Genomic DNA, 24,620 nt, shown 5'->3' on the forward strand with positions numbered 1-24,620 from the left:
AAACCGTTATCGTCCGGGCGGCGCGATGCGAGACGCGCCGCCCGACGACGCCGCGACGGCCGGTCGAAGAGGGACCGGGGACGCCCTCAGACGAGCCCTGACAGTCGGCTGACGACGCCGAGGGCGACCGGAACCCCGACCACGATGGCGGCGTCCCGCCGGCTGAGCCCGTGGAAGTGCTGCATCGCGACCGTCCAGATGTAGCCGCTCCACAGCAGCATGAGCAGGCCGAAGACGGTCGCCGCGGTCAGTATCGGGTCGCTCTGGAGGGCCGCGAGCGCCTCGCCCGCGGCGGCCGACCCCTCCGGGAGGGTCTCGCCGGCGAAGACGGAGAAGTTCGCCGCCGCGCGCACCGCTATCCCGACGAGCGCGGGGACGTACCCCCAGCCGACGCCGGCGAAGGTGTCGCTCAGGGACCCGGAGCCGTCGAACGCCACCCGCGCGAGGGCGTAGAAGGCGACGGCGTAGAGCGCCCACTGGACGTAGACGCCCAGGAACGCGCCGACGAGGCCGACGGTGCCGGCGGCCGCCGAGATGGCCGAGGCCGTCCCCTCGTCGACGGCTTCGCCGCTCTCCGCGATGGCACCCGTCGCGAGCTGACTGGTGAGTTCCGAGGACGGGTAGGCGGCGACCACCGCGACGACGGCGACTAGCGTGACGATACCTGCAGGGAGGAGGACCCCCGGGTCGTCGGCCCGTCGCCGGAGGGCCGAGTCGGGGTCCGTGACGATTTCGAGGACCATCACGTCGTCGTGAGCGGTACCCCTACATTAAACCACACGACCGTTGTGTCCGACGGACCACGGGACGTGCCGGGGGAGAGGGACTGACACGTCCGTCGCCTGTGACCGGCCACGGACCGCGACCGACGGTCTACGCCGACAGCGTCGCCTCGGCGCGCTCGATGAGCGAGCGGTTGCCGACGAAGACGGGCGTCCGCTCGTGGAGGTCCTCGGGCGGGGTCGCGAGCAGCGAGCGCTCGCCGTCGGTCGACGCCCCGCCGGCCGCCTCGACGATGGCCCCGATGGGGATACCCTCGAACTGGCGACGGAGTTTGCCGTTCGGGTGGGTGGTGAGCGCGGGGTAGGCGAAGACGCCGCCGTAGGTGAGCACCTGGTTCACGTCGCCGATCATCGCGCCGCCGTAGCGCAGTTTGAGCTCCTGCTCGACCTCGCTGGCGTAGTCGGCGAAGGCGTCGGTCCAGGCGGGGACGCGCCCGCCGAACCCGTACACCGTGGGTTCGTCGGGGAGCGAGCGGTCGGCCGTCCCGACGTGGCGCTCGCCCTCGTGGACGACCGACTCGGTGACGGTCCCCTCCCGGAGCGTGACCATCGTCGTCAGCGGGCCGTAGAGGACGTAGGCGGCCGCGACGAGCGACTCACCGCCCGCCGGGAGCGGGGCGTCGAAGACGCCGACGATGGTCCCCATCGCGTTGTTCGACTTCACGTTCGAGGAGCCGTCGAGGGGGTCGAGCGCGACGTGGTAGTCGCCGTCCGCCCCCTCGACGACGTCCTCGCGCTCCTCGCTCGCGTAGGTCGCCACGCCGTCGAGGGCGAGCAGGCGCTCCTCGAACAGTTCGTCGGCGTAGACGTCGGCCGCCAGTTGCTGTTCGCCCGAGGGGTTCTCGCCCGCCTCGTAGCGTCGACGGCCGACGAGGCTCTCGCGTATCTCGGGGGCCGCACCGGCGACCGTCTCGAAGACGGCCTCGACGACGTCCGCCCCGCTCATTCGTCGAGGGCGGCGTCGACGGACGCGCCCTCGAAGATGACCTGTTCGAGCGCGTCGAGGATGTACGTCGGGTCCTCGCGCTGCCAGACGTTCCGGCCGACGGCGAGGCCCCTCCCGCCGGCGTCCATCGCGGCCTTCACGGACTGGAGGAACTCGCGGTCCGTGGTCTTCGACCCCCCGGACATGACCACCTTCGTCTTGCCGGCCATCCGGACGGCGTGTTCCATCGCCTCCTTCGAGCCGGGGTACTTCACCTTCGCCACGTCCGCGCCGAGTTCGAGCGCGAGGCGGGCGGCGTAGGCGATGGTCGTCTCGTCGGTGTCGTTCTTCAACCCCTGACCGCGGGGGTACGACCACATGACGACCGGGAGTTCGTACTCGCGGGCCTGTTCCTGGAGCGCGCGGAACTCCTCGGCCATCTCGATTTCGTAGTTCGACCCGCCGTAGAGGGTGAAGCCGACGGAGTCCGCGCCGACGTCGTAGGCGTACTCGACCGAGCAGTTGAGCGCGGTGTCGGGTTCGCCCATCCAGAGGTTCGACGTCCCGTTGAGCTTCAGCAGGAGGTCGACGCTGTCCTCGTAGGAGGGGTAGTACGCCTCGGCGAGACCCTTCTGCACCGCGATGGAGGTGACCGCGGGGTGCGTCGCCGCCTCGAACGTGCGCTCGGGGTTGGCGCTCTCGGGCAGGCCGGTGAAGTCGGCCGGACCGTGTTCGAGGCCGTGGTCGTACGCGAGGATGAGCACCTTACCGTCGCGGACGAGAGGACTGTCGTCGATGGGTATCATACGGGCGGGTGTTCGGCAACGGGGTATAATACTGTTGGTGCAACGCCGCGAGCGTGCCCACGAGTCGCATCGGACAGATTGATACGTCCCAGGCGCGAGCAGTCACGACAGCAAGGGAATGACAGGGCCAGGACAGTACACCGTGCGCGGGGGACGAAGCGGGGCGAGCGAGGCCGCGACGCGCCCGAACGGCCGTCCCGACGTCGACGCGGGGGCGAGCGCGTGAGCTACGAGGCGGTCGTCTTCGACAACGACGGCGTGCTCGTCGAGCTGCCGAGTCGCGACGCCTTCCGGCGGGCCGCCGAGCGCACGTTCAAGCGTTTCGGCCTCCGCCGACCGACCCGCGACGACGTGCGCGCGCTCGTCGCCGGCAACCCCGAGCGCATCCGCGAACTCTGTCGGACCTACCGCATCGACGCGCTGGAGTTCTGTTACGAGGCGGCCGCCAACGCCGTCCGCGAGCAGAAGCGCGAACTCGAAGCCGGCGTTCGACGCCTCTACGACGACGTTCACGCCGTCTGGACGCTCGACGTGCCGTTCGGCCTCGTGAGCAACAACCAGCACGAGGCGGTCGCGGCCGTCCTCCGCTTCTTCGGCCTCGAGGACCGGTTCGACGCCGTCTACGGCTGTCCGTTCACGCCCACCGGCCTCGGCCGGATGAAGCCGGACCCCTACTACCTCGACCGGGCGCTCGCGGACCTCGAGACGCGCGACGCGCTCTACGTCGGCGACAGCGCGTGCGACGTCGAGGCCGCCGCCAACGCCGGTATCGACTCGGCGCTCCTGACACGCGAGGGGAGCGTCGACCCCGCCGTCGAACCGACCCACGAGATACCGAACCTCGGCGCGCTCCCCGGACTCGTCCGCGCCTAGCCGGGCGGAGCCGGCACGTTTTACTCGCCGGCCGCGTCCACTCCCCCTATGCGTGGTTTCGACTCGATAGAGCGTATCGGCGTCGTCGGCGCGGGCACCATGGGCGGCGGCATCGCACAGGTCTGCGCCCAGCAGGGCTACGACGTGGTCGTCAGGGACATCGAGCAGGAGTACCTCGACCGTGGCTTCTCGAACATCGAGGACTCGCTCGACCGACTGGTGAACTCGGAGAGACTGACCCGCGAGGCGGCCGACGCGGCCCGCGAGCGCCTGACCGGGACGACCGACCTCGCGGACCTCGTGGACTGCGACCTCGTCGTCGAGGCGGCCCTGGAGGACATGGCGGTCAAGCAGGACGTCTTCGCGGACCTGGACGACGTGGTCGACGAGGACGTCGTGCTCGCCACGAACACCTCGACGCTCTCCATCACGACCATCGCGAGCGCGACCGACCGGCCCGAGGGGGTGGTCGGCCTCCACTTCATGAACCCCGTCCCCGTCATGAAGGGCGTCGAGGTGGTCGTCGGCGAGCGCACCGCGGCGGAGGCCGTCTCGCTCGCCCACGAGTTCGCCGAGGCGCTCGGCAAGGAGACCTGGGAGAGCGACGACAAGCCCGGCTTCGTCTCGAACCGCATCCTCATGCCGTGGATAAACGAGGGCGTCCGGGCGTTCGACGAGGGCGTCGCCACGAAGGAGGACATCGACCGCGGGATGAGACTCGGGACGAACGTCCCGATGGGACCGCTCGAACTCGCCGACCACATCGGCCTCGACATCTGTCTCGACGCCACACAGACGCTCCACGAGGAACTCGGCGACCGCTACAAACCGGCGTACCTCCTCGCGCGGAAGGTCGACGCCGGCGACCTCGGCAAGAAGACCGGACGCGGCTTCTACGACTACGAGTAGGGCGGGCCGGCACGGGCGTGCCGGTAGCTTTTCGGTCGCCAGGGACAGAACAGTAGTATGGGACTCAGTAAACTGCTGGCGTCGAAGTCGTCGCGGCGACTGAGCGCGCTGTCGATGCTCGTTCAGGCGGCACGGGCGCTGTACCGGGGGAACAGGCGCGTCGGGGCGCTGCTGCTCGGGGCCGCGGTGCTCTCGTACCGCTGGAGCGTCGTCGGCCTCGTGGCCGAACTGGGCATCCGACTGTACCAGCGTTCGCGGTAGTCACGTCGACCGCCGTCGTCTTTTCCGACCACCCACTCCGGGAGCGACGCGGCCTCGCGGCGGGGCGTCGGGCGAGGAAGGGAAAAGTACAGGATTGACCACCCGCAACCCACTCCATGGACTTCAGTCTCTCCGCGGAGCAGAAGCAAATCCGCGACATGGTCGCCGAGTTCGTCGACGAGGAGGTCAAACCCGTCGCGGCGGACATCGACCACGACGACGAGTTCCCCGCCGACCTCGTCTCCGAGATGGGCGACCTCGGCCTGATGGGGATGCCCTTCCCCGAGGAGTACGGCGGGGCGGGGCTGGACTACCACTCCTACGCCATCGGGCTGGAGGAGATATCGCGTGGCTCCGGCGGCCTCGGCACCATCGTCGCCGCACACATCTCGCTCGCGGGCAACATGATATACGCGTTCGGTGACGACGCCCAGAAGGAGGAGTACCTCACGCCGCTGGCGCAGGGCGACGACATCGGCGCGTTCGCGCTCTCGGAGCCGCAGGCGGGCAGCGACGTCCCCGCGATGGAGACGACGGCGGAGAAGGACGGCGACGGCTACGTCGTCGACGGCGGGAAACTGTGGATATCGAACGGCTCGGTCGCCGACACCGTGACCCTGTTCGCGAAGACCGACCCCGACGCGGGTAACAAGGGCATCTCCTCGTTCGTCGTCCGCCCCGAGGAGGACGACGGCTTCATCGTCGAGGGGACGGAGGACAAACTCGGCGACAAGGGCTGTCCCACCGCCGAACTCCGCTTCGACGGCATGTACCTCCCCGAGGACCGCCTGCTCGGCGAGGAGGGCGACGGGTTCGTCCACGCGCTGAAGACGCTCAACGGCGGGCGCATCACCATCGCCGCTCGCTCCGTCGGCATCGCGCAGGCCGCCCTCGACGAGGCGCTGCGCTACAGCCAGGAGCGCGAGCAGTTCGACCAGCCCATCTCCGGGTTCCAGGCCATCCAGCACAAACTCGCCGACATGGACACGAAGACCAGCGCCGCCCGCCTGCTCATGCACCAGGCCGCCGACCTGAAGATACGCGGCGAGTCGTTCGTCAAGGAGGCCGCACAGGCGAAGCTCTACGCCTCGGAGGTGAGCCGCGAGGTGGCCAACGAGGGCATCCAGATCCACGGCGGCTACGGCTACACCAAGGACTTCCCCGCCGAGCGCTTCTACCGCGACGCGAAGCTCAACGAGATATACGAGGGCACGAGCGAGGTGCTGCGCAACACCATCGCCGCGCAACTCCTCGACTGAGTCGTCGAGTTTCACTTTCGCTCCGCCCTAGGCTCGCGTACACGTCCGTGCGTCCCCTCCCTTCGCGTGCGCCATGATAACGGCAGTGACGCACGCGACCCTCCTCGTCGACGACCCCGACGAGGCGCTCGCGTTCTACACCGAGGTGCTCGGCTTCGAGAAACACACCGACGTCGAGAGCGAGGAGGGGCGGTGGCTGACCGTCGCACTTCCCGACGACGAACTCCAGCTCGTGCTCATGCCCCGCGACGGTGAGCGCCCGAAGCGCGACGACGTGGCGTTCGTCCTCGCCACCGACGACTGTCGCGCGGAGCACGACCGGCTGCGCGCGGCCGACGTCGCGTTCAGCCGCGACCCGACGGTCCACCCCTACGGCGTCGAGGCGGGGTTCAAGGACCCGGACGGCAACCAGTTGAGCCTCCTCGAACCCGCCGAGACGGTGGGGCCGACGGAGACGGCAGGGACGACCGGGGAGTGAGGCTCACCCCTCGACCTGTTCACGGAGCCACGCGCAGTGCTCGCGGACGGCGCGCTCGCCGCGCTCGGTGAGGGCGTAGACGTCGTCGAGGCCGTCGACGCGCCGCTCGACGTGACCAGCCCGCTCCAGCGCCGCGAGGCGGTCGTAGAACCGCCGCGAGTCGAGGCGGGCGTCGTACCGTCGTTCGAGCGTGCGCTTCAGCGTCGGCCCGCGTGTCTCGCCGGCGGCGTAGAGCGCTGCGCACATGTCCCGGCGCGTCCCGCTCTCGTGCCACTTCATGGGCGAGAGGAGCAGCCGGAGTGCCACGTGGGTTGCGCTTTCGCTCGGCCGAGACCGGAACCTACGAGCGGCGCGCCTCCGTACGTCGCCCATGGGCGACCCCACGACCGGAACGGAGGCCGACGAGACCGTCGAGGCGGACGGCGTCACCGCCCGGTACTACCTGACGGAGGCGGAGCGCGTGCTGACCTTCGAGCGCGAGGGTGCGACGGCCGCCGTGGCGCAGAACGTCGACGGCTACGCGATGCTGAAGGTGCGACCGACGCCCGACGGCGACGAACTGGAGCGCTACTACGGCTTCGACATGGCGCTCGACCACGCCGCCGAACTGCTCGGCGTCGGCGTGAACGACCTCCCCGTCCCCGAGTCGGCGCGCGACATGGGGATGTAGCGGCGGTCTGGCGCGATATCCACCGAGTGCGGCAGAACTTTACACGGGAGTACTGTACGGTATGCAATGTCAGAGGTACGTGTCGCAGGAACTGGGATGACCGACTTCGGTCGGTTCCCCGAGCGGACCGGGCGTGACCTGTTCGCCGAGGCCGGCCTGGCCGCCCTCGACGACGCAGGCGTCGACCCGGGCGACGTAGAGCACGTGTTCTTCGGGAACTTCATGGGCGAACTCGCGGAGCACCAGGGCCACATGGGTCCACTGATGGCGGAGGCCGTCGGCGTGAACGCGCCGGCGACGCGCTACGAGGCGGCCTGCGCGTCGAGCGGCGTCGCCGTCCGCGAGGCCGTCAGGTCCGTCCGTACCGGCGAGTCGGACGTCCTCCTCGTCGGCGGGACCGAACGCATGACGAACATGGGGACGGCGGGCGCGACGGAGGGCCTCTCCATCGCGGCCGACGACCTCTACGAGATCCGTGCCGGGATGACGTTCCCCGGCGCCTACGCGCTGATGGCGCGGGCGTACTTCGAGGAGTTCGGCGGCGACTCGACCGACCTCGCGCACGTCGCCGTGAAGAACCACGAGCACGCCCTGCCGAACGAGCACGCGCAGTTCCGCTCGGCCATCACCGTCGACCAGGTACTCGACGCGCCGCGCATCGCGGACCCCCTCGGCCTCTACGACTCCTGTCCCATCACGGACGGCGCGAGCGCCGTCGTCCTCGTCAGCGAGGCGTTCGCCGAGCGCAACGGCCTCGACGCCTCCGTCGCCGTCACGGGGTCGGGCCAGGGCGGCGACAAACTCGCCCTCCAGGACCGGGAGTACTTCGCGCGGACGCCGGCGAGTACCGCCGCCGCGGAGGAGGCCTACGCCGACGCCGGCATCACCGCCGACGACGTCGAGGTCGCCGAGGTCCACGACTGCTTCACCATCGCCGAGGTGCTCGCCATCGAGTCGCTCGGCCTCTACGACCCCGGCGAGGGGCTGGGCGCGGCCCGCCGGGGCGAGACGACCCGGCACGGCGACGTCCCGGTGAACCTCTCGGGCGGCCTGAAGGCGAAGGGCCACCCCGTCGGCGCGACGGGCGTCGCACAGCTCGCCTCCATCACGAACCTGCTCACCGGGACGCACGCACGGTCGCCGGACGTCGGCGACCTGCGCGTCGGCGTGGCGCACAACGCGGGCGGGACGGTCGCCAGCGCGACCGTCCACGTCCTGGAGGTGGTCGCGTGAGCGGAGACGAGCGCGACGGGGAAGCGGGCGGCAGCGAGCGCGTCCGCGACGCCGGGTTCGACGACCTGCTCGACGCCATCGAGGCGGGCGAGGGGCACTACCTCCGCTGCTCGAACGACCACGGTTCGCTCCCGCCGCGGCGGGTCTGCCCGCACTGCGGCGACCGCGACCTGACGGAGCGCCCGCTCCCCGACTCGGGGACGGTCAGCACCTACACCGTGGTCGCGGTGCCGACGCCCCAGTTCGCCGACGACGCACCCTACGTGACGGCGGTCGTCGACTTCGGGACGGTGCGACTGACGGGCGTCGTCGACGCCGACCCCGAGGCGGTCGAGACGGGGATGACGGTCGGCGTCACCGTCGGCACGAGCGAGACGACCGGCGACCGACTCGTCCGGTTCGTCCCGCGCTGAGTCTACTGGACGTTCGCGTACTCGGTCTTCTCCGCGAGTTCACCCCTGACGAGCGCCGCGAACTCGGCGGGGTGCTCGTAGTGCGGGAGCAGGAGTGTCTCGTCGAAGACGACGAAGCGCGCGTCGGCCTCGTCGGCGAGGTCCTCGCCGCGCTCGACGGGCAGGATGTCCGCGTCGCGCCCCCAGACGACGGTGACGGGGACGTCGAGGTCGGCGAGCGTCGCCCCGAGGTCCACGTCGGAGTCGAGGAAGCCGCTGACGAACGAGGCGGGCGCGAAGCGCGCGCCCGGCTGGTGGGTGAGCTGCCAGCGGTAGGCGACCCACTCGTCGTCGGCGTGGGACATGTCGTAGAAGCCGTGGTCGCGCTGGAAGTAGCGCAGCGAGCGCTCGCTCGCGAGGGCGTTGAACAGCGCCTGCCCGACGAGCGGCGTGCGCAGGAGCGAGCGGACCCACACCCGTCGGCCGGGCATCGTCGTCGCGGTGGGACAGACGAGGACGAGTTCGGCGAAGTCGACGTGTTCGGCGGCCTGCGCGGCGTACGCACCCGAGAGCGAGGAGGCGACGACCGTCGCGTCCTCCGTGACGTCCCCCGCGAAGTCGACCAGGAACGTCTCGTAGAGCGACGCCGAGTACATCAGCGGCGGGCGGTCCGAGAGGCCGAACCCGGGGAGGTCGGGCGCGACGACGTGGTAGTTCTCGGCGAGCGTGTCGAAGACGGCGGCGAACTCGGCGCTCGACCCGGCGGCGTTGACGCCGTGGACGAGCAGCAGGTCCGGGTCGTCGGGGTCGCCAGCCTCGGTGTAGGAGACGTCGAACCCGCGCCAGCGGTAGGTCTCGGGCGCGCGCCCGAGCGGCGGGCGGGGCGTCGACGCGCGCGATTCGAGCAGTCGGTTCCCGGCCGCGAGGCCGCCGACGGCGGCGACCGCACCGGTCAGGAGCGTTCGAAGTCGCATGGCGGGGCGTACGCCCGAGGGCCGCTTAATTACTGCCCTCGGCGAGACACTCCGCCAGCGGGTCGACGAGGTCGTCCGCGACGGTGTAGGGGTCGCTCTCGCGCGCGACGACCGCGTCGACGAACGCCTCCAGCCCACCGCGTCGGTCGATCTCGCGGGCGAGCAGGCGGTTCGTGTCCTCGCGCAGGAGCGTGCGGATCTCCTCGGCGTAGCGCTGGCGCGCGCGCTCCTCGCGGGTGCCGGACGCCTCGAGGTACTCGACGTGGTCGGCGAGGACCTCGACGAGTTCCGGGACGCCCTCGCCGCTCTTGGCGACCGTCTCGACGAGTTGGGGCTCCCAGCCGTCCTCCTCCGCGAGGTCGGGTTCGACCACCTGGAGGGCGTCGTCGCCGTGGTGGCCCGTCTCGGTGTAGTCCCCCCGCGTGTGTATCATCTCGCGGAGTTCCTGGACGGTGCGGTCGGCGCCGGGCATGTCCGCCTTGTTGACGACGAAGACGTCGCCGATTTCGAGGATGCCGGCCTTCAGCATCTGGATGTCGTCGCCGCTGCCGGGGGGGACGAGGACGGCCACCGTGTCGGCGGCCTTCACGATGTCTATCTCGTTCTGGCCGGCGCCGACCGTCTCGACGAGGACGACGTCCTTCCCGAAGGCGTCGAGGGCCTTCACCGCGTCCGCGGTGGCCGTCGAGAGGCCGCCGAGGCTGCCGCGGGCGCTCATCGACCGGAAGAACACGTCCATGTCGCCGACGTTCGACGCCATCCGGATGCGGTCGCCGAGGACGGACCCGCCGGTGAACGGCGAGGAGGGGTCGATGGCGATGACGCCGACGGTCAGCCCTTCGTCGCGGTAGTGTTTGGCGAGTTTGTCGACGAGCGTCGACTTGCCCGCGCCCGGACTGCCGGTGATGCCGACGACGTCGGCGTCGCCCGTGTGCTCGTGGAGCGCGCTCACGAGGTCGCGGTAGCCCGGCGAGCGGTCCTCTATCTTCGAGATGACCCGGGCGAGCGCGCGGTGCTCGCCGGCGAGCAGGTCGTCGAGGAGGTCCCGGTTGGCGTCGTTCATTCGCGCTCGGGGGCGTTGCGGCGGACGAACTCGACGGTCTCGTCCATCGACGCCCCGGGACCGAATATCTCCGAGACGCCCGCCTCGCGCAGGGCCGGGCGGTCGTCCTCTGGGATGATGCCGCCGACGATGACCAGCGTATCGGAGAGCGCGCCGTACTCGTCGAGTCCGTCGAGTATCTTCGGGACGAGCGTGTTGTGCGCTCCCGAGAGGATGGAGATGCCGATGACGTCGACGTCCTCCTGGACGGCCGCCTGGACGACCTCGTCGGGCGAGCGGTGCAGTCCCGAGTAGATGACTTCGAACCCGGCGTCGCGGAACGCCCGGGCGATGACGTGTGCGCCGCGGTCGTGTCCGTCGAGGCCGACCTTCGCGACGAGACATCGGATGGTGCGCTGACCCTGGTCGGTACTCATACGCGGAACAATCGTGAGAATCCGGTTTGACTCTAACGGTCAGCGCCCCGCCCGCGGGCGGCGCGCTGGCGGGAAAACGAAGCGGCCATACCGACGGCGCCCGAAGGGCCGCCATGGCCACAGCGTCCTCCGAGAACCCCGTGAAGGCCCACCCGAAGGCCGTCACGGCGGTGCTCTCGGTCGTCGGCTACGCGCTCGTCATCGGCGCGTTCGAGGGACTGGTCCCCATCTTCCCCCCGCTGTCGGAGGCGACCGTCATCCTGTTCTCCGACCTCATCGCCGTCGTGAACACGATGGCGCTCACCGCCCTCCTCGTCGGCTGGTACTTCATCAGAGCCGGCGAGGTGCGCCGCCACCGCGCCGCGATGCTCACCGCCTTCTCGCTCATCCTCGTGTTCCTCGTGCTCTACCTCTGGAAGGTCGGCGGGGGCTTCGAGAAGAGCATCGTCATCGAGGAGGGGCAGTTCCTCGCGTCGTACGCAGGTATCGTCGAACCGCTCTACCTCGCCATGCTCGCGATTCACATCCTCCTGTCGGTGGTGGCGGTCCCCGTCGTGCTCTACGCCGTCGTCCTCGGCCTCACCCACACCCCGGCGGAACTGCGCGAGACGGCTCACGCCCGCGTCGGCCGGGTCGCCGTCACGGCGTGGTCGCTCAGCCTCTTCCTCGGCGTGGTCACGTACGTCATGCTCAACCACGTCTACTCGTGGGAGGTGCGCGGCGAGGTCCTCCTCCTGCTCGCGGCCCCGGCGCGCGGGTGGCTCGACCGCCTTCGCGAGTGAGGCGGCGCGAGGCTCCTCGCGCGCCCGGTGTGCGTTACGTGGCACACACCCGCACACGTTATCCGCGCCGGCGACCTAACCACCGGTAAGTCCGGCGGTCGCCGCCGGCACACCGCATGACCGACCACGACAGCTACGAGGAGTTGTATCGCTCGACCATCCCCTCGGTCGTCTCCATCTACCTCGCCGGCGACGGCCGGACGCCGGGCGGGGCGGGGTCGGGGTTCGTCTTCGACGTCGACTCCACCTCCGAGGAGCGCGAGGGCTACGTCGTCACCAACCACCACGTCGTCGGCACGAACCCGTCGGTGGACGTGCGCTTCAGCGACGGCGACTGGCGCGTCGGCGAGGTCGTCGGCGCGGACGCCTACACCGACCTCGCCGTCGTCCGCGTCCCGGACCACCCGGAGGACGCCGCCGCGCTCCCGCTGGCGGCGAGCAACCCCGTCCCCGGCACGCCCGTCGCCGCCCTCGGCAACCCGATGGGCCTCGACGGGTCGCTCACGACGGGCGTCGTGAGCGGAGCGAGTCGCTCGATGCCCACCCGCGACGGGTTCGCCATCCCCGACACGGTCCAGACGGACGCGCCCATCAACCCCGGCAACAGCGGCGGGCCGCTCGTCACGACCGACGGAACGGTCGTCGGCGTCAACCGGGCGCGCGGCGGCGACAACATCGGCTTCGCCGTCAGCGCGGAGGTGGCGGCGCGGGTCGTCCCCGCGCTCGTCGAGGACGGCGAGTACCGCCACTCCTACCTGAAGGTGCGTACGCTCGACGTCTCCCCGACCGTCGCGGAGGCCAACGGACTGGCGGAGGTGAGAGGGGTCCTCGTCGTGGACGTGGGCGACGGTCCGGGACGGGCGGCGCTCCGTGGCGCGACCGGTACCCGGCGCGTTCGCGGCCGGGACGTCCCCGTCGGCGGCGACGTGGTGACGCACATCGACGGCGAGCGCGTCGACACCCACGAACAGTTGATGCGCTACCTCTTGCTGGAGACCAGACCCGGCGAGACGGTGGCCGTCGACCTGGTGCGCGACGGCCGCGAGCGCCGCGTCGACCTCGCGCTCGCCGAGCGCCCGGCGGTCCGTCCCCGACGGGGACGGGGCCGTCGTCGCGGCCGGAGCCGTCGGGGGACCGACGTCCCCATCCGGTGAGTCAGGGAAACAGGCCCCGGAGTTCGTGGGCCGTGGCGACCCGCCGGAGGGCGATGGTGTAGGCGGCCGTCCGGAGGTCCGGCAGTTCGTCGGCGTGGTAGGCGGAGACCACCTCGTCGAACGCGCCGGAGAGGCGACGTTCGAGGTCGGCGTTCACTTGCGAGAGCGTCCAGGCGTACTCCTGGGTGTTCTGGACCCACTCCAGGTAGGAGACGATGACGCCGCCCGCGTTGGCGAGGATGTCGGGCACGACGGGGACGTCGCGCTCGGCGAGGACGTCATCGGCCGCGGTGGTCGTCGGGCCGTTGGCCGCCTCGACGACGACCGACGCCCGCACGTCGTCGACGTTGTCCGCCGTGATGACGTCCGCGACGGCGGCGGGGATGAGCACGTCCACGTCGAGTTCGAGCAGGTCCTCGTTGGAGACGAGGTCGCCGCCGTCGTACTCGGCGACGGTCCCGCCGGCCTCGGAGAAGTCGAACAGCGAGAGCACGTCCAGCCCGTCGGGGTCGTAGCGCGCGCCGGTGACGTCGCTGACCGCGACGACGTTCGCCCCGCGCTCGGCGAGCAGGCGGGCCGCCCAGCTCCCGACGTTGCCGAACCCCTGGATGGCGACGGTGGCCTCGGGGAGGTCCTTGTCGAGGTAGTCGAACACCTGCTGGGTGACGATGGCGACGCCCCGGCCCGTCGCCTCGACGCGCCCCGGCGTCCCGCCCAGCGAGAGGGGTTTGCCCGTGACGACCTGCGGGATGCTGTAGCCCTCGTACATCGAGTAGGTGTCCATCATCCACGCCATCACCTCCGGGCCGGTGTTCATGTCGGGCGCGGGGACGTCCATGTGCGGGCCGATCATCCGTCGGATGCCCTCCGTGTAGCGCCGGGTCAGTCGGCGCTGTTCGGTCGTGCTCAGCTCCTTCACCTCGCAGACGACGCCCCCCTTCGCGCCGCCGTAGGGGAGGTCGACGAGCGCCGCCTTCCACGTCATCCACCCCGCGAGCGCCGTCACCTCGTCCATCGTCACGCTCGGGTGGTAGCGGACGCCGCCCTTGTAGGGACCGCGGGCGCTGTCGAACTGGCAGCGATAGCCCGTGAACACCTCGACGGACCCGTCGTCCATCGACACCGGGAGCGTCACCTTCAGCGTCCGCTCGGGGTGTTTCAGCCGCTCGAAGATGCTCGGGTCCACCGCCGCGTACTCCTGGGCGCGCTCCATCTGCGCCAGCATGTTGTCAAGCGCGTTCGTCTCGACCATGCGAGGGCAATACTTGCGGAGGTGATGAAACTAGTGCCGGCAGAGGCGTCGCGCTCAGTCCGTCCGGGGGAGCGCGAGCGCCCCGGCGACGAAGAAGACGGCGGTGAGCGCGGCGAGGACGCCCAGGTCCACGAGCGGGTCACCGCCCCCGGGGGTGGTGACCGCCCGGACGCCCCGCGAGAAGTACGAGAGCGGCGAGAGCGACAGCGCGGGGACGAACCACTCGGGGAGCATCGACGGCGGGACGAACGTCTCCGAGAGGAACAGGAGGGGGATGGCGATGCCGTTGCTCGCGGCGATGACGCCGTCCTGCGAGTCGGCGATGCGTCCGAGCAGCGCCCCGACGCCGCAGAACAGCGCGACGCCGAGGACGACGAAGGGGACGACGAGCGCGAGGCCCGGTCCGAGCGCGATGTTCGCGCCGGTGACGAGGACGACGAGCGCGAAGATGACGAGCGCGGCGACGCCGATGATGCCGACGTTGACGAGCGTGTGCGAGAGCAGCCACTCCGCCCGGGAGAGGGGCGTCGTCGCCAGCTTCTCGAAGCGGTTGCCCTCGCGGTGGCGCGCCACCTCGCTCCCGACGCGCGACAGCGGCGTGAACAGCACCACCACGGCGAGGTAGCCGGGGAGGTAGTACGCCGGCGGTTCGGCGAACAGGCCGCCGCCGGTGGGTTGCGTCTGCACCAGCGCGCCGAAGATGAGGATGATGATGACGGGGAAGAAGAACGTGAAGAAGACGGCCGTCCGTCGCCGGAGGAACGAGCGGGCGGCCGCCGTCGTCTCCGAGCGCACCCGGCGCGTCAGCGTCACGCCGCCACCTCCGCCTCCCGCTCGACGGCCTCGCCCGTCTCGGTCACGTCGGTGCCCGTCAGCGCGAGGTAGACCGACTCGAGGTCCGGCTGGCGCCACGAGAGGGCGTCGTACTCGACGCCCGACTCGTCGAGCGTCCGGACCACCGCCGCGATGGTCTCGGGTGGGATGTCGGAGACGACGACGGCGCGCGGTGTGTGGTCGACGGCGTAGCCGTCGGCCGCCAGCGCGCGCGCGGCCGCCTCGTCGGCGTCGGTGCGGAGTTCGAGGCGACTCGTCCCGCCGTACTCGGCGACGAGCGCGCTCGGCGACCCCTCCGCGACCAGCCGACCGTCGGCGAGCAGCCCCACGCGGTCGGCCAACCGTTCGGCCTCCTCCATGTAGTGGGTAGTGAGCACCACCGTCGTCCCGCCGTCGGCGAGCGACTCGAGGAGGTCCCAGAGGTCGCGCCGGCCGGCCGGGTCGATGCCCGTCGTCGGTTCGTCGAGGACGAGCAGGTCCGGGTCGTTGACGAGCGTCGCCGCGACGCAGACCCGGCGCTGCTGGCCGCCCGAGAGCTTCCCGTACCACGTGTCGGCGTCGCCGGCCATCCCCACGTCCGCGAGCACCTCGCTCGTGGGTCGCGCCCGGTCGTAGAGCCCCCCGTAGTAGTCGACCAGTTCGCGGGCGGTGAGGCGCTCGGGCGGGTCGAACGACTGGGGGAGGAGACCGAGACGCTGGGGGTCGGCGTCGACGGGCGGGCCGCCGAACAGGTCGACCTCCCCCTCGTAGTCGGTCGTCCCGGTGAGCGAGCGGATGAGCGTCGTCTTGCCCGCGCCGTTCGGGCCGATGAGCGCGTACACCTCCCCCTCGGCGACGGACAGCGAGACGCCGTCGAGCGCGACGGTGTCGCCGTACGCGCGTCGGACGTCCTCGGCGACCAGTACCATAGCGAGTCTCGGTGCGGCCCGCGCGTAAGGGATTCGGATTCCGACGGACCGCACCGACCGAAGCCCTTTGCACCCTTCCCGTGTCGATGGGACATGGACGACCAGCGCGACCGGGTGCGGCGAGGGTACGACGCGCTGGCCGAGGCGTACGCGGCCGCACGCTCCGGAGACGGTGACGGCGTCGCACTCCTCTCGGACCTCGCGGCGAACCTCCCGGCCGACGCGCGCGTCCTCGACGCCGGCTGTGGACAGGGGGCGCCCGTCCTCACCCGTCTCGACGAACGGTTCGACCCCGTCGGCCTCGACGTCTCGCGCGCCCAGTTGACCCTCGCACGCGAGGCGTGCGACGCGGCGCTCCTCGCGGGTGACATGACCGCCCTCCCGTTCGTGGACGACAGTTTCGACGGCGTCACGGCCTACCACTCGCTCATCCACGTCCCGACCGACGAGCACCCGACGGCGCTCGCGGAGTTCGCCCGCGTCCTCCGCCCGGGCGGCTCCCTCCTCCTCTCGACGGGGATGGGTGCCTGGACGGGGCGAAACCGCGACTGGCTGGACACCGGCGTCGCGATGGAGTGGAGCTTTCCGGACCTGGAGACGACGAAGGCCACGCTCCGGGACGTGGGGTTCGACCCCGTCGCGGAGTGGTACGTCGAGGACCGGTTGGGGGAGGACGAGGACGACGGAGACGAGGGGGCGACGACCGACGAGTCGGTCGACCCGTGGGTGTTCGTGCTGGCGCGCCTCGACTAGAGTTCCGCGCGCACCCGCCGCACGACCGCGTCGACGTCGAAGTCGTCCTCGCTCACGTCGAAGACGCGCTCGCCGTCGACGCGGACGGTGAACACGCCGTGGTCGCCGGTGACGAGCGCGACGCGGTCGAGGCGCTCGCCGAACGTCGTCAGCAGGACGTGCTGGACGTCCTCCGCGCGGCGCAGGAACCCACACGGGACGCAGTACTCTATCTCGACGCTCGTCACCGGACCCACCCCCCGAGACGGGCGAGGTCGGCCGCCGTCGGCCGCCGGACGAGCAGCGCGACGGCGAGAACGAAGACGAGCGTCGAGAGGGCGTAGCTCCCGTCGCCGACGAGCGCCGCACCGTCGCCGACGAACCCGCCGAGCGTCCCCGCGAGGAGCGGGAGCGCGCCGACGAGACAGGGACCGAGTGCCGCAGGCCCCCTCGTGTCGACGAGCGCGACGGCGAGGAGGTACGCGAGCGCCGCGTAGCCGACGACTCTGAACGACACGAGCGCGAGCGTGAGGCCGCCGCCGGTGTAGAGGAGCGCGGGGCTCCACCCCGGCGGGAGGCCGGCGACGACGAGCCGCGGGCCGACGTCTGGACCGCCGGCGCCGACGGCGTAGAGCCCGCCGACGGAGCCGAGGGCGAGCAGGTACCCGACGCCGAGTGCGCCCGCGACGGCGCGACGGCGCGTCGACGCCCCGGCTGCCGAGACGCGCCGGGCCTGCCGGACCCGCCAGACCCCCCAGAGGGCGACGTTCAGCCAGACGAACGGGTAGACGTAGACCAGCGGCCGGTAGGGGACGGCGTCGGAGAGGACGAAGTACGCGAGGAGGGCGAGGAGTTCCGTGTTGACGAGGACGCCGCCCGCGACGAGCGCGTCGCGCGTCAGGAGGGGCCGGGAACCGGTCCGGGAGGCGGTCCCGGAGGCGGTCATAGCGCGATGGCGTCGACGAGGACGGCGACGAGCAGCGCACCCAGGTAGGCGTTCGAGGCGTGGAACGCGCGCAGGGCGGCCCCCTTCGTCCGCTCGCGGTGGAGGCGCACGACCATCCAGAGGAACAGCGCGCCGAAGGTGACGGTGGCGCTCGCGAACAGCCAGCCGAGGCCGGTCAGCGCCGTGAGGACGCTCGCCGCGACGAGCGTCGCCGCGAGGTAGAAGACGATGTGCTTTCGCGTCTCCGTCTCGCCGCGGACGACGGGCATCATCGGGAAGCCGCCGCGGGCGTAGTCCTCCTTGTACGCGAGCGCGAGGTTGTAGAAGTGCGCCGGCGTCCAGAGGAAGATGACGCCCGCGAGCGCGAGGCCGGCGAGGCCGACCTCGCCCGTCGCCGCGGCCCAGCCGATGAGCGCCGGGAGCGCCCCCGCCGCGCCGCCGATGACGGTGTTCTGGACGGTGTTGGGCTTGAGGACGAGCGTGTAGACGACGCTGTAGAAGACGATGGCGGCGAAACCGAGGCCCGCCACGAGGGTGTTCACCTGGAGGAAGACGGCGACGGCGGCGACGGTGAGCAGGCCGCCGAAGACCAGCGCGTTGCGCACCGGCACCTGGTGGGTGGCGAGCGGGCGGTCGGCGGTCCGGGCCATCTTCTGGTCGACGTCGCGTTCGAGGACGTGGTTGAACGTCCCGCTGGCGCCGATGGCGAGGACGCCGCCGCCGAGCGTGTAGGCGATGGTGTCGACCCGGAGGTCGGGGCCGGCGGCGAGCGCCATCGCCGCGCCCGCGACCAGACAGAGCAGCCACATCAGCCGGGGCTTCATGAGCTTGAAGTAGGCGTAGAGGGTCGCCCGTGCTCGGGCGACGGGGCCGCGCTGTGAGAGGGGCGTGGGGGTGCCGGCGGGGTCGGGCGCGGGCGTGTCGTCCGTGGCCGAGAGGGTTCCGGCGGCCTCGGTCGTCGCGGGGGGACGGTGGCCCGTCTCGGCTTCGAGTTGCCACGCGAGCGCGAGCGCGAGGCTGGCGAAGATGGCCACCGCGGCGAGGAGGTGGGCGCCCGCGAGCAGCGAGGGGGCGCCGGCGACGGCGACGAACGCGCCGACGGCGACCTGGACGGGGTAGAGCGCGAGCGCGACGCCGAGGGCGGCCCGGACGCGTCGCGGGGCCATCGACCAGCCGACCGCGACGGTGGCGAGCAGGAGCACGCCGACGACCGCCGCGGCGACGCGGTGGCCGGTGGCGACGGCGACCTGCGGGTCGGTGAGCGGTCCCGAGCAGAGCGGCCACGTCCCGCAGGCCGCGACGGCGTCCGCGAGCGCGGTGGTCGCCCCGACCACGACCAGCAGGTAGACGCCGACGGTCGTCGCCGTGAGCAACGTCGTAAAGCGGGGGAGTCGAGGCACGGTCACTGCCCGGAACTCGATCGTGTTCGCACTTAGACCCCCCGCTTTCGCCGCCGGACCGGGCCGCAGTCAGTAGGTATTTACGCCGTAGTTTCTAACCGTGAGTCATGAGAGTTACCCGGAGATGGCTGGGTGCGTCCGGGGGGCTCGCGCTGCTCGCGCTCGCAGTCCTCGCGGAACCCGTCGCCGCCCAGACATCCGTCAACGAGGAGCTCATTTTCGGCCTCAATCGGAAGCTGTTGTACGTGGCGATACCGATCACGGTGCTCGTGGAGGGTATCCTCTTCTACACCGTCTACAAGTACCGGAACAACGACGACCCCTCCCCGACCCAGGAGAACCGTCGCCTGGAGATCACCTGGACGGTCGCGACGGCCATCATCCTGCTGTTCGTCGGCCTGGCCTCCTACCAGGTCCTCGGCAGTGCCTTCATCGGCGGCGCGACGGCCGCCAACCCCGGCGACGCCGAGGTCACGAACCTCTCGGAGGACTACGACGGTGCGCAGGCGCCGAGCGAGGCCGACGCCGTCGAGGTCGAGGTCGTCGCGGCGAAGTACTTCTGGGAGGTGAACTACCCCCAGGAGAACGTGTCGGGTGAGCAAGACACGGTGGTGATACCAGCCGACAGGCCGGTGTACATCCACGTCACCTCCACCGACTGGCTCCACGCGTTCCACGCGCCCGACCTCGGCCTGAAGCAGGACGCCTTCCCCGGCGAGTACAACACCATCAAGACCGAGGTGTACGAGCCCGGGACCTACCAGCTCTACTGCGCCGAGTACTGCGGCGTCGGTCACTCCCAGATGCTCGGGACCATCGAGGTCCTGCCCGGCGACGAGTACGACCAGTGGATAGAGGACCAGCGTTCGAGCGGCGAGGCCGGCGGCAACGAGACGGCGGGCAACGAGACTGCCAACGCCACCGCGGGCAACGAGACCGCCAACGCCACCGCCAACGGGACGGCGGGTAACGAAACCACCAACGCGACGGCCAACGCGACTGCCAACGGCACCGACGCCAACGCGACGGCCAACGGCACGAGCTGACCGGGCCGACACTCCTTCACTTTCTCACGCCGACCAGCGACGGCGACGCCCTCGACCTGACCGTGTCGAAGGACACGCCCTGCACGAGGCGCTCGTCAGTCGACGAGACCGCACGCGTCCCCTGGGATGGCCGACGGCGCGCTCGCCGGCCGACGACCACGAGGTCGCCACGCTCCACACTCGGGTCGGCCGCGCGTGCCGGTCGACGAAACGCGTGGGAGCGGACGCGCTATCCCAGCACCGGACCGCTCGACGTGGACCCGGGCGTCCCACCCGCCACCGCGCGGGGAGACAGCATTGCGTCGCCCCGGTGCGTGCCGTCCGTGGCGGTTCCCCGACGCTCCCGAGTCGCCGGGGAGCGTCCACACGCTCGCCCCGTGGACGTGGCTCGTCGGCTGTGAGGGGAACCAGTCCCGTTTCGGCGAGGACAGCGCCGACGACCACGAGAGCCGACCGCTGGGGTGACCGACGTCCTCGCGGAGGAGCGAACCTCCACCGGTGGACAGTCGAGCGTCCGTCCCACTCGCACGAGGCGGGGCTGACGCCCGTCTCGCTCGCGGTCGGAGCTACCACGACCGTCCCCGACGTCCCGGAGCGCGTTCCGTGCGACGACGTGCAGTTCGGCGAGCGACGGCGAGGGCCCACAGCCACGTGGCGACGATGGAACAGCAGTGTCGAGTCGGTCGTGGCGAGGGAGCGGGGCAGCCGTGACGTGACGCTCGACCCGGGACGCGGCACCCTCGGTCGACGTGTGCTCGCGTGGCCGCCGCGACGTCGGGTGACGCGCACGCGGGCGGTTCGACGGACGACGGGGGAGTGAGGAGGCTGTGCGGGGCTCGGCATCGCGGTCGTCACAGGAGAGGTGACGAGCAGGCTCGCCGCTAGCGGTGGCACGTCGATTCGGGGAGAGAGAGAAACCGGACGGGCGATGTGGCCCGTCGGTCGGTTCAGATACCGAGTTCGGCGCCGACGTAGAGGACGACGACGAGGAAGATCCAGACGGCGTCGACGAAGTGCCAGTACATCGAGACCGTCGAGACGGAGGTGTGTCGCTCGGCGGAGTACTGGCCGTAGAGCGCGCGGACGAAGACGATGGCGATGAGGACGGCCCCGAGCGAGACGTGGAGGCCGTGCAGGCCGGTCAGGCCGAAGAAGGCGCTCGCGTAGATGCCCTCCTGCAGGCCGAAGCCCTCGTTGATGATGAACTCGTAGTACTCGAGGACCTGCCCGCCGATGAAGACGACGCCGAGCAGGAGCGTGACGGCGAGCAGTCCCTTGAAGCGCCCGTGGTTGTCGTTCAGCAGCGCGACGTGGGCGTAGTGGAGCGTGAAACTGCTCACGACCAGGATGGCGGTGTTGACGAGGACGAGCGAACTCAGGAGGTGGGGGAGTTCCGCACCCGCCGGGGGCCACGCCCCCGCACGGATGAAGAAGTAGTAGATGAACCCGGCGCCGAAGGTGCTGATTTCGCTCCCGAGGAAGAGCACCATCGCGAACCTGAGCCCGCGGGCGCTGCTGCCCTCCGGTTCGCCGTCCCAGAAGTTCACGATGAACGCGTGGTACAGCCAGCCGTAGAGACCGGCGAGGAAGACGACGGTGCTACCGATGAACACCGCCGGTCCGATGAGCGGGTTGATGAGGGGTTCCTGACCGTTGCCGAGGACGAACAGCGCCGCGCCGATGTAGAACCCGGCGCCGCCGAGGGCGGTGATGAAGGGCCACCAGGAGGCCTCCCCGAACCCGCGGGGCCAGTCCTCGACCGCGGGCAGGTGGTGGTGGTGCCCGCCGTGCTCGTCCGCTTCGTCTACACTCATGAGGCTCAGTTACGAGCGGGGGAGCAAAAAGGCTCTCAAAACCGCGAGGCGCAAGATAGACCTTCGGCCCCCGCCTACCGCGTGCAACGACCCGGAGACCCCCGCTCCGGCCCCACACCCATGAGCGACGTCGAACCCACGCCGCCGGTCCGCACGCGGACGAACGAAGCCGACGTATCGACGACCCCCCCGTTCGACTGCGAGTTCTGCGAGCGACGCTTCGCCCACGAGGAGTGGCTGGTGCTCCACCGCGGGCTGGAACACGGCGACCGCCTCTCCGAGGCGGAGTACGAGCGGTTCCAGGAGACCTACGAGGACGAGGAGGAGGAGCTGAACCTCTTCCGGCTGAAGGCGCTCGCCCTGCTGGTGTTCGTCTACTTCGGCTTCCTCATCACGTACGCGTTCGTGGCGTGAGGCGCGCCGCCACGACGCCCTCCGCACTCGCACCGACGAACCACGGCGGGACGAGAGGCCGGGGCGGCCGTCCTACCGGCGCCGGTGCATCCGACCGCGGTCGCGGGACCGCCGACCCGAACGGTAGGAGGAGTGGCCGCCGTGTGACCCCGACCCACCCGACCCGCCCGCCCCCGCCACGGTCGGGTCGTCGAGCACGGCGTCGAGATGGCGTTCGAGTTCGTCCTCGGTGAGGTCGTCGTCGACGTAGCGCCGGCGGAGGTCGCCGATGCGCTCGTCGGGGGTCGGTTCCGGCGGCGCGACGAACCCGGAGGCGTTCACCGACCGCGCCACCCCGCTGTGTCGCTCGACGCGCGCGAGGAGGTCCGCGGCGCGCTGGCTTCGGGGAAGCCGCGGGACCGAGAGGCGACTGACGAGCGTCCACAGCAGGCCGACGAACAGGCCGACGGCGAGCGCGGTCAACAGCACGGCCGCGGCGGCCCACGGGAGGACCGCCCCGAGGAGGGCGCTGACGGACGCGCCGCTGGACGCGACGGCCACGAGCGCCCCCAGTCCGAGGACGCCGAACAGGAGGACGGTGACGACGACGAGCGAGAGGGTGAGGACCCCGAGGAGGTGTCGCCGGACCCAGGTCGTGACTCCGAGCATACCGCCCGGTAGGTGGGTGGACGGGTATAGCTGTCGTGGTCGGAGGGTGTCGTGCCCGGGGGCACGGTCGGTGGTCGGGCTAGACCAGGACGAACAGCGCGTAGGGAATGCCGAACAGGAGGAGCGTCATCACCGCGAGGACGAGCAGGTAGCCGACGGCGGTCCCTGCCGCCGTCCGGAACGAGGGGTGGTCGTAGGCAGCGAGGTCGAACATACTCGGGGGTGCGCGCGCCGGAGTAAAGCGCTATCGGTGAGAGGAGGTGACACGGGGGCGGAGGTGGCGGTGCGCCGTCGACCGTCGATGGTCTACACTCGGGCGGGCAGCGATTCGACGGGGCGACGGGGACTCACTTCACGATGTCGCGGATGCGTCGCGGTTCGCCCGTCGGGGAGGGGTTCTCCTCGACGAGTTTCAGCACCTCGTGGTCGGTGACGTCGGGGTAGGGTTTCTCGGTCGCCTCCTCGATGAGCGCCTTCTCGAGGCGGAACTCCGTACCCTTGTAGACGACGTCGACGCCGGAGTCGTCGAACGAGAGGATGGTCATGCGCAGTCGCGGCTTCGCCGTCGGCGGGTATAACCCTTGTCTGACCGTCAGCCCCGCGTCTGACGTTCGCAGGGGGTTTATTAGGGGCGCCGGTAAGGGACTACTCGTGTCGATTCGCTCGGACCCGCTCGAACGACTGACCATCCCGGACGGGACCACGGTCGAAGAGCGCGACCTCGTGACCGACGGCGACGTCGTCGTCGGGGGACAGAGCACCGTCGAGTTCGGCGTCCGGGGACGGACGGTCATCGCCGGCGAGCGCGTCACCTTCGGCAACGACATCGAGGCCGAGGGGGACTGCCGCCTCGACATGTGGTGTACCGTCGCCGGGAACGTCCTCGTCGGCGAGGACGCCTACATCGGCGAGCGAACCCGTATCGGCGGTCAACTGATGGTGAGCGGCGACCTCGACATCGGCGACAACGTCGACATCGAACGCGGCTTCGAGGCCAACGGCTGGATCGTCATCCGCAACCCCATGCCGACCATCGTGTTCTTCTTCGTCTACCTCTCGCACCTGCTCCGCATCGGCGAGGAGGAACAGGCCCAGGAGGCCGCAGAGGAGTTGCTCGGCGAGGAGGACGGTGCGGACGCCGAGGACGAGGACGACGAACCCGAACCGCTCGTCATCCCCCGGGGGTCGACCGTCGGCGACGACGCCTGGCGCGTCTCGAAACCCGGCGTCGTCGGCGACGACTGTCGCATCCACGGCAACCTCCGGGCCACCTCGCTGGAGGTGGGCCGGGACAACAACGTCTTCGGGAGCCTCCGCGCCCGCGGCGACATCACCGTCGGGGAGGGGACGCGCATCCACGGCGACGTGACCACCAAACGCGGGACCGTCCGCATCGCCCCCGGCGCGGAGATACTGGGCGACGTCGCCTGCGAGGACCTCGACCTGCACGACGACGCCGCCATCGACGGCTCGATTCGCGCGCGCGGCGAGATGTCCATCCACCGCGAGTTCGCCAGGGAGACCGAGTAGGGAATCGGACGGGACGTTCTACGGCGACGGGGCCGTCGAGAGCCCTCACGCGCTCGCTCGTTCAGTCCGCCAGGGGCCGCACGGCACGGGGAGTCGACCCGACCACCCCGACGACCGAA

The 24,620-nt window shown here is 70.8% G+C and carries 32 protein-coding genes; 15 read left to right on the plus strand and 17 right to left on the minus strand.

Annotated elements, in window-relative coordinates; genetic code table 11:
* Window positions 1-86 precede the first annotated feature (86 nt).
* From P1Y20_RS07315 to P1Y20_RS07325, 3 genes are all read right to left on the minus strand, one after another.
* The gene (locus tag P1Y20_RS07315) at window positions 87-743 is read right to left on the minus strand and encodes a Yip1 family protein (RefSeq protein ID WP_304448001.1); all 657 of its coding nucleotides are present in this window, start codon (window positions 741-743) and stop codon (window positions 87-89) included.
* Window positions 744-873: 130 nt separating this feature from the next.
* Entirely contained in the window at window positions 874-1,728 is an 855-nt protein-coding gene (locus P1Y20_RS07320) for a class 1 fructose-bisphosphatase (protein ID WP_304448002.1), read from the minus strand.
* Window positions 1,725-2,513: a class I fructose-bisphosphate aldolase gene (locus P1Y20_RS07325; protein WP_304448003.1), complete on the minus strand. Its 789-nt coding sequence runs from the start codon at window positions 2,511-2,513 to the stop codon at window positions 1,725-1,727. The genes P1Y20_RS07320 and P1Y20_RS07325 overlap by 4 nt, the downstream gene beginning before the upstream one ends.
* A gap of 222 nt (window positions 2,514-2,735) precedes the next feature.
* On the opposite strand from P1Y20_RS07325, the gene P1Y20_RS07330 reads away from it, so the two are divergent.
* The 5 genes from P1Y20_RS07330 (at window position 2,736) to P1Y20_RS07350 (ending at window position 6,293) form a co-directional block, all read left to right on the plus strand.
* On the plus strand, window positions 2,736-3,386 hold the full coding sequence (locus tag P1Y20_RS07330) for an HAD family hydrolase (protein ID WP_304448004.1): 651 nt from the start codon (window positions 2,736-2,738) through the stop codon (window positions 3,384-3,386).
* Window positions 3,387-3,434: 48 nt separating this feature from the next.
* Window positions 3,435-4,295 carry a 3-hydroxyacyl-CoA dehydrogenase family protein gene (locus P1Y20_RS07335; protein ID WP_304448005.1) on the plus strand — a complete coding sequence of 287 codons (861 nt, stop codon included), beginning with the start codon at window positions 3,435-3,437 and terminating at the stop codon, window positions 4,293-4,295.
* 57 nt (window positions 4,296-4,352) lie between these two features.
* The gene (locus tag P1Y20_RS07340) at window positions 4,353-4,556 is read left to right on the plus strand and encodes a hypothetical protein (protein ID WP_304448006.1); all 204 of its coding nucleotides are present in this window, start codon (window positions 4,353-4,355) and stop codon (window positions 4,554-4,556) included.
* Between the two features lie 116 nt (window positions 4,557-4,672).
* Window positions 4,673-5,815 (plus strand): acyl-CoA dehydrogenase, encoded by a 1,143-nt coding sequence (locus P1Y20_RS07345; RefSeq protein WP_304448007.1) that lies wholly within the window; start codon window positions 4,673-4,675, stop codon window positions 5,813-5,815.
* Window positions 5,816-5,888: 73 nt separating this feature from the next.
* Window positions 5,889-6,293, plus strand: a complete 405-nt coding sequence (locus P1Y20_RS07350) for a VOC family protein (RefSeq protein ID WP_304448008.1) — start codon at window positions 5,889-5,891, stop codon at window positions 6,291-6,293.
* A gap of 3 nt (window positions 6,294-6,296) precedes the next feature.
* On the opposite strand, the gene P1Y20_RS07355 is transcribed toward P1Y20_RS07350, so the two are convergent.
* On the minus strand, window positions 6,297-6,599 hold the full coding sequence (locus P1Y20_RS07355) for a PadR family transcriptional regulator (protein ID WP_304448009.1): 303 nt from the start codon (window positions 6,597-6,599) through the stop codon (window positions 6,297-6,299).
* 64 nt (window positions 6,600-6,663) lie between these two features.
* Between P1Y20_RS07355 and P1Y20_RS07360 the strand changes: the two genes are divergently transcribed.
* The 3 genes from P1Y20_RS07360 (at window position 6,664) to P1Y20_RS07370 (ending at window position 8,609) form a co-directional block, all read left to right on the plus strand.
* A complete protein-coding gene (locus tag P1Y20_RS07360; protein WP_304448010.1) occupies window positions 6,664-6,963 on the plus strand; it encodes a DUF7111 family protein in 300 nt (99 codons plus the stop codon).
* A 66-nt stretch (window positions 6,964-7,029) separates the two neighbouring features.
* Window positions 7,030-8,196: a thiolase C-terminal domain-containing protein gene (locus tag P1Y20_RS07365; protein WP_304448011.1), complete on the plus strand. Its 1,167-nt coding sequence runs from the start codon at window positions 7,030-7,032 to the stop codon at window positions 8,194-8,196.
* The gene (locus tag P1Y20_RS07370) at window positions 8,193-8,609 is read left to right on the plus strand and encodes a Zn-ribbon domain-containing OB-fold protein (protein WP_304448012.1); all 417 of its coding nucleotides are present in this window, start codon (window positions 8,193-8,195) and stop codon (window positions 8,607-8,609) included. The genes P1Y20_RS07365 and P1Y20_RS07370 overlap by 4 nt, the downstream gene beginning before the upstream one ends.
* 2 nt (window positions 8,610-8,611) lie before the next feature.
* On the opposite strand, the gene P1Y20_RS07375 is transcribed toward P1Y20_RS07370, so the two are convergent.
* From P1Y20_RS07375 to P1Y20_RS07385, 3 genes are read right to left on the minus strand one after another with little or no spacing between them, the layout of a single operon-like run.
* Entirely contained in the window at window positions 8,612-9,562 is a 951-nt protein-coding gene (locus P1Y20_RS07375) for an alpha/beta fold hydrolase (RefSeq protein WP_304448013.1), read from the minus strand.
* A 25-nt stretch (window positions 9,563-9,587) separates the two neighbouring features.
* A complete protein-coding gene (meaB, locus tag P1Y20_RS07380; protein WP_304448014.1) occupies window positions 9,588-10,625 on the minus strand; it encodes a methylmalonyl Co-A mutase-associated GTPase MeaB in 1,038 nt (345 codons plus the stop codon).
* The gene (locus tag P1Y20_RS07385) at window positions 10,622-11,041 is read right to left on the minus strand and encodes a cobalamin B12-binding domain-containing protein (protein WP_304448015.1); all 420 of its coding nucleotides are present in this window, start codon (window positions 11,039-11,041) and stop codon (window positions 10,622-10,624) included. The genes meaB and P1Y20_RS07385 overlap by 4 nt, the downstream gene beginning before the upstream one ends.
* Window positions 11,042-11,154: 113 nt before the next feature.
* Here P1Y20_RS07385 and P1Y20_RS07390 point away from each other — a divergent pair, with 113 nt between their 5' ends.
* Window positions 11,155-11,823 carry a DUF420 domain-containing protein gene (locus tag P1Y20_RS07390; RefSeq protein ID WP_304448016.1) on the plus strand — a complete coding sequence of 223 codons (669 nt, stop codon included), beginning with the start codon at window positions 11,155-11,157 and terminating at the stop codon, window positions 11,821-11,823.
* A gap of 116 nt (window positions 11,824-11,939) precedes the next feature.
* Window positions 11,940-12,977: a S1C family serine protease gene (locus P1Y20_RS07395; RefSeq protein WP_304448017.1), complete on the plus strand. Its 1,038-nt coding sequence runs from the start codon at window positions 11,940-11,942 to the stop codon at window positions 12,975-12,977.
* A 1-nt stretch (window position 12,978) separates the two neighbouring features.
* On the opposite strand, the gene P1Y20_RS07400 is transcribed toward P1Y20_RS07395, so the two are convergent.
* The 3 genes from P1Y20_RS07400 to P1Y20_RS07410 are packed head-to-tail and all read right to left on the minus strand — an operon-like array spanning window position 12,979 to window position 15,971.
* Window positions 12,979-14,229: a Glu/Leu/Phe/Val family dehydrogenase gene (locus tag P1Y20_RS07400; RefSeq protein WP_304448018.1), complete on the minus strand. Its 1,251-nt coding sequence runs from the start codon at window positions 14,227-14,229 to the stop codon at window positions 12,979-12,981.
* Between the two features lie 54 nt (window positions 14,230-14,283).
* On the minus strand, window positions 14,284-15,042 hold the full coding sequence (locus P1Y20_RS07405) for an ABC transporter permease (RefSeq protein WP_304448019.1): 759 nt from the start codon (window positions 15,040-15,042) through the stop codon (window positions 14,284-14,286).
* Entirely contained in the window at window positions 15,039-15,971 is a 933-nt protein-coding gene (locus tag P1Y20_RS07410) for an ABC transporter ATP-binding protein (protein ID WP_304448020.1), read from the minus strand. The genes P1Y20_RS07405 and P1Y20_RS07410 overlap by 4 nt, the downstream gene beginning before the upstream one ends.
* 93 nt (window positions 15,972-16,064) lie before the next feature.
* On the opposite strand from P1Y20_RS07410, the gene P1Y20_RS07415 reads away from it, so the two are divergent.
* Window positions 16,065-16,724: a class I SAM-dependent methyltransferase gene (locus tag P1Y20_RS07415; RefSeq protein WP_304448021.1), complete on the plus strand. Its 660-nt coding sequence runs from the start codon at window positions 16,065-16,067 to the stop codon at window positions 16,722-16,724.
* Here the strand turns inward: P1Y20_RS07415 and P1Y20_RS07420 are convergent.
* From P1Y20_RS07420 to P1Y20_RS07430, 3 genes are read right to left on the minus strand one after another with little or no spacing between them, the layout of a single operon-like run.
* Window positions 16,721-16,951, minus strand: coding sequence for an Rdx family protein (locus P1Y20_RS07420; protein ID WP_304448022.1), 231 nt, complete (start codon window positions 16,949-16,951; stop codon window positions 16,721-16,723). The genes P1Y20_RS07415 and P1Y20_RS07420 overlap by 4 nt on opposite strands.
* The gene (locus P1Y20_RS07425; protein WP_304448023.1) at window positions 16,948-17,649 is read right to left on the minus strand and encodes a DUF7546 family protein; all 702 of its coding nucleotides are present in this window, start codon (window positions 17,647-17,649) and stop codon (window positions 16,948-16,950) included. The genes P1Y20_RS07420 and P1Y20_RS07425 overlap by 4 nt, the downstream gene beginning before the upstream one ends.
* Window positions 17,646-19,049: a heme o synthase gene (locus P1Y20_RS07430; protein ID WP_304448024.1), complete on the minus strand. Its 1,404-nt coding sequence runs from the start codon at window positions 19,047-19,049 to the stop codon at window positions 17,646-17,648. Before P1Y20_RS07430 ends, P1Y20_RS07425 begins: the two co-directional genes overlap by 4 nt.
* A 107-nt stretch (window positions 19,050-19,156) precedes the next feature.
* Between P1Y20_RS07430 and coxB the strand changes: the two genes are divergently transcribed.
* Complete coding sequence (gene coxB / locus P1Y20_RS07435) at window positions 19,157-20,095, plus strand: cytochrome c oxidase subunit II (protein WP_304448025.1); 939 nt, start codon at window positions 19,157-19,159, stop codon at window positions 20,093-20,095.
* 297 nt (window positions 20,096-20,392) lie between these two features.
* Window positions 20,393-20,560 (plus strand): hypothetical protein, encoded by a 168-nt coding sequence (locus P1Y20_RS07440; RefSeq protein WP_304448026.1) that lies wholly within the window; start codon window positions 20,393-20,395, stop codon window positions 20,558-20,560.
* Window positions 20,561-21,042: 482 nt separating this feature from the next.
* On the opposite strand, the gene P1Y20_RS07445 is transcribed toward P1Y20_RS07440, so the two are convergent.
* The gene (locus P1Y20_RS07445) at window positions 21,043-21,909 is read right to left on the minus strand and encodes a cytochrome c oxidase subunit 3 (RefSeq protein ID WP_304448027.1); all 867 of its coding nucleotides are present in this window, start codon (window positions 21,907-21,909) and stop codon (window positions 21,043-21,045) included.
* A 120-nt stretch (window positions 21,910-22,029) separates the two neighbouring features.
* Between P1Y20_RS07445 and P1Y20_RS07450 the strand changes: the two genes are divergently transcribed.
* Complete coding sequence (locus tag P1Y20_RS07450) at window positions 22,030-22,323, plus strand: DUF7410 domain-containing protein (protein WP_304448028.1); 294 nt, start codon at window positions 22,030-22,032, stop codon at window positions 22,321-22,323.
* A 72-nt stretch (window positions 22,324-22,395) separates the two neighbouring features.
* Here P1Y20_RS07450 and P1Y20_RS07455 read toward each other — a convergent pair whose 3' ends face one another.
* The 3 genes from P1Y20_RS07455 to P1Y20_RS07465 form a co-directional block, all read right to left on the minus strand.
* Window positions 22,396-22,971 carry a hypothetical protein gene (locus P1Y20_RS07455; protein WP_304448029.1) on the minus strand — a complete coding sequence of 192 codons (576 nt, stop codon included), beginning with the start codon at window positions 22,969-22,971 and terminating at the stop codon, window positions 22,396-22,398.
* A 79-nt stretch (window positions 22,972-23,050) separates the two neighbouring features.
* A complete protein-coding gene (locus tag P1Y20_RS07460) occupies window positions 23,051-23,185 on the minus strand; it encodes a hypothetical protein (protein WP_304448030.1) in 135 nt (44 codons plus the stop codon).
* A 133-nt stretch (window positions 23,186-23,318) separates the two neighbouring features.
* On the minus strand, window positions 23,319-23,516 hold the full coding sequence (locus P1Y20_RS07465; protein WP_304448031.1) for a DUF5800 family protein: 198 nt from the start codon (window positions 23,514-23,516) through the stop codon (window positions 23,319-23,321).
* 106 nt (window positions 23,517-23,622) lie between these two features.
* Here P1Y20_RS07465 and P1Y20_RS07470 point away from each other — a divergent pair, with 106 nt between their 5' ends.
* Window positions 23,623-24,501: a polymer-forming cytoskeletal protein gene (locus P1Y20_RS07470; protein WP_368662140.1), complete on the plus strand. Its 879-nt coding sequence runs from the start codon at window positions 23,623-23,625 to the stop codon at window positions 24,499-24,501.
* Window positions 24,502-24,620: the final 119 nt, after the last annotated feature.

Origin of the sequence: Halomarina ordinaria, assembly GCF_030553305.1 — an archaeon.
Taxonomy (GTDB): domain Archaea; phylum Halobacteriota; class Halobacteria; order Halobacteriales; family Haloarculaceae; genus Halomarina; species Halomarina ordinaria.

Coding starts and splice junctions, on each gene's coding strand:
- P1Y20_RS07345 (WP_304448007.1), top strand. CDS start 4,673: ATGGACTTCAGTCTCTCCGCGGAGCAGAAGCAAATCCGCGACATGGTC.
- P1Y20_RS07365 (WP_304448011.1), top strand. CDS start 7,030: ATGTCAGAGGTACGTGTCGCAGGAACTGGGATGACCGACTTCGGTCGG.
- P1Y20_RS07315 (WP_304448001.1), bottom strand. CDS start 743: ATGGTCCTCGAAATCGTCACGGACCCCGACTCGGCCCTCCGGCGACGG.
- P1Y20_RS07465 (WP_304448031.1), bottom strand. CDS start 23,516: ATGACCATCCTCTCGTTCGACGACTCCGGCGTCGACGTCGTCTACAAG.
- P1Y20_RS07340 (WP_304448006.1), top strand. CDS start 4,353: ATGGGACTCAGTAAACTGCTGGCGTCGAAGTCGTCGCGGCGACTGAGC.
- P1Y20_RS07335 (WP_304448005.1), top strand. CDS start 3,435: ATGCGTGGTTTCGACTCGATAGAGCGTATCGGCGTCGTCGGCGCGGGC.
- P1Y20_RS07325 (WP_304448003.1), bottom strand. CDS start 2,513: ATGATACCCATCGACGACAGTCCTCTCGTCCGCGACGGTAAGGTGCTC.
- meaB (WP_304448014.1), bottom strand. CDS start 10,625: ATGAACGACGCCAACCGGGACCTCCTCGACGACCTGCTCGCCGGCGAG.
- P1Y20_RS07425 (WP_304448023.1), bottom strand. CDS start 17,649: ATGACCGCCTCCGGGACCGCCTCCCGGACCGGTTCCCGGCCCCTCCTG.
- P1Y20_RS07320 (WP_304448002.1), bottom strand. CDS start 1,728: ATGAGCGGGGCGGACGTCGTCGAGGCCGTCTTCGAGACGGTCGCCGGT.
- P1Y20_RS07460 (WP_304448030.1), bottom strand. CDS start 23,185: ATGTTCGACCTCGCTGCCTACGACCACCCCTCGTTCCGGACGGCGGCA.
- P1Y20_RS07450 (WP_304448028.1), top strand. CDS start 22,030: ATGAGCGACGTCGAACCCACGCCGCCGGTCCGCACGCGGACGAACGAA.
- P1Y20_RS07360 (WP_304448010.1), top strand. CDS start 6,664: ATGGGCGACCCCACGACCGGAACGGAGGCCGACGAGACCGTCGAGGCG.
- P1Y20_RS07445 (WP_304448027.1), bottom strand. CDS start 21,909: ATGAGTGTAGACGAAGCGGACGAGCACGGCGGGCACCACCACCACCTG.
- P1Y20_RS07390 (WP_304448016.1), top strand. CDS start 11,155: ATGGCCACAGCGTCCTCCGAGAACCCCGTGAAGGCCCACCCGAAGGCC.
- P1Y20_RS07350 (WP_304448008.1), top strand. CDS start 5,889: ATGATAACGGCAGTGACGCACGCGACCCTCCTCGTCGACGACCCCGAC.
- P1Y20_RS07375 (WP_304448013.1), bottom strand. CDS start 9,562: ATGCGACTTCGAACGCTCCTGACCGGTGCGGTCGCCGCCGTCGGCGGC.
- P1Y20_RS07415 (WP_304448021.1), top strand. CDS start 16,065: ATGGACGACCAGCGCGACCGGGTGCGGCGAGGGTACGACGCGCTGGCC.
- P1Y20_RS07455 (WP_304448029.1), bottom strand. CDS start 22,971: ATGCTCGGAGTCACGACCTGGGTCCGGCGACACCTCCTCGGGGTCCTC.
- P1Y20_RS07395 (WP_304448017.1), top strand. CDS start 11,940: ATGACCGACCACGACAGCTACGAGGAGTTGTATCGCTCGACCATCCCC.
- P1Y20_RS07385 (WP_304448015.1), bottom strand. CDS start 11,041: ATGAGTACCGACCAGGGTCAGCGCACCATCCGATGTCTCGTCGCGAAG.
- coxB (WP_304448025.1), top strand. CDS start 19,157: ATGAGAGTTACCCGGAGATGGCTGGGTGCGTCCGGGGGGCTCGCGCTG.
- P1Y20_RS07410 (WP_304448020.1), bottom strand. CDS start 15,971: ATGGTACTGGTCGCCGAGGACGTCCGACGCGCGTACGGCGACACCGTC.
- P1Y20_RS07400 (WP_304448018.1), bottom strand. CDS start 14,229: ATGGTCGAGACGAACGCGCTTGACAACATGCTGGCGCAGATGGAGCGC.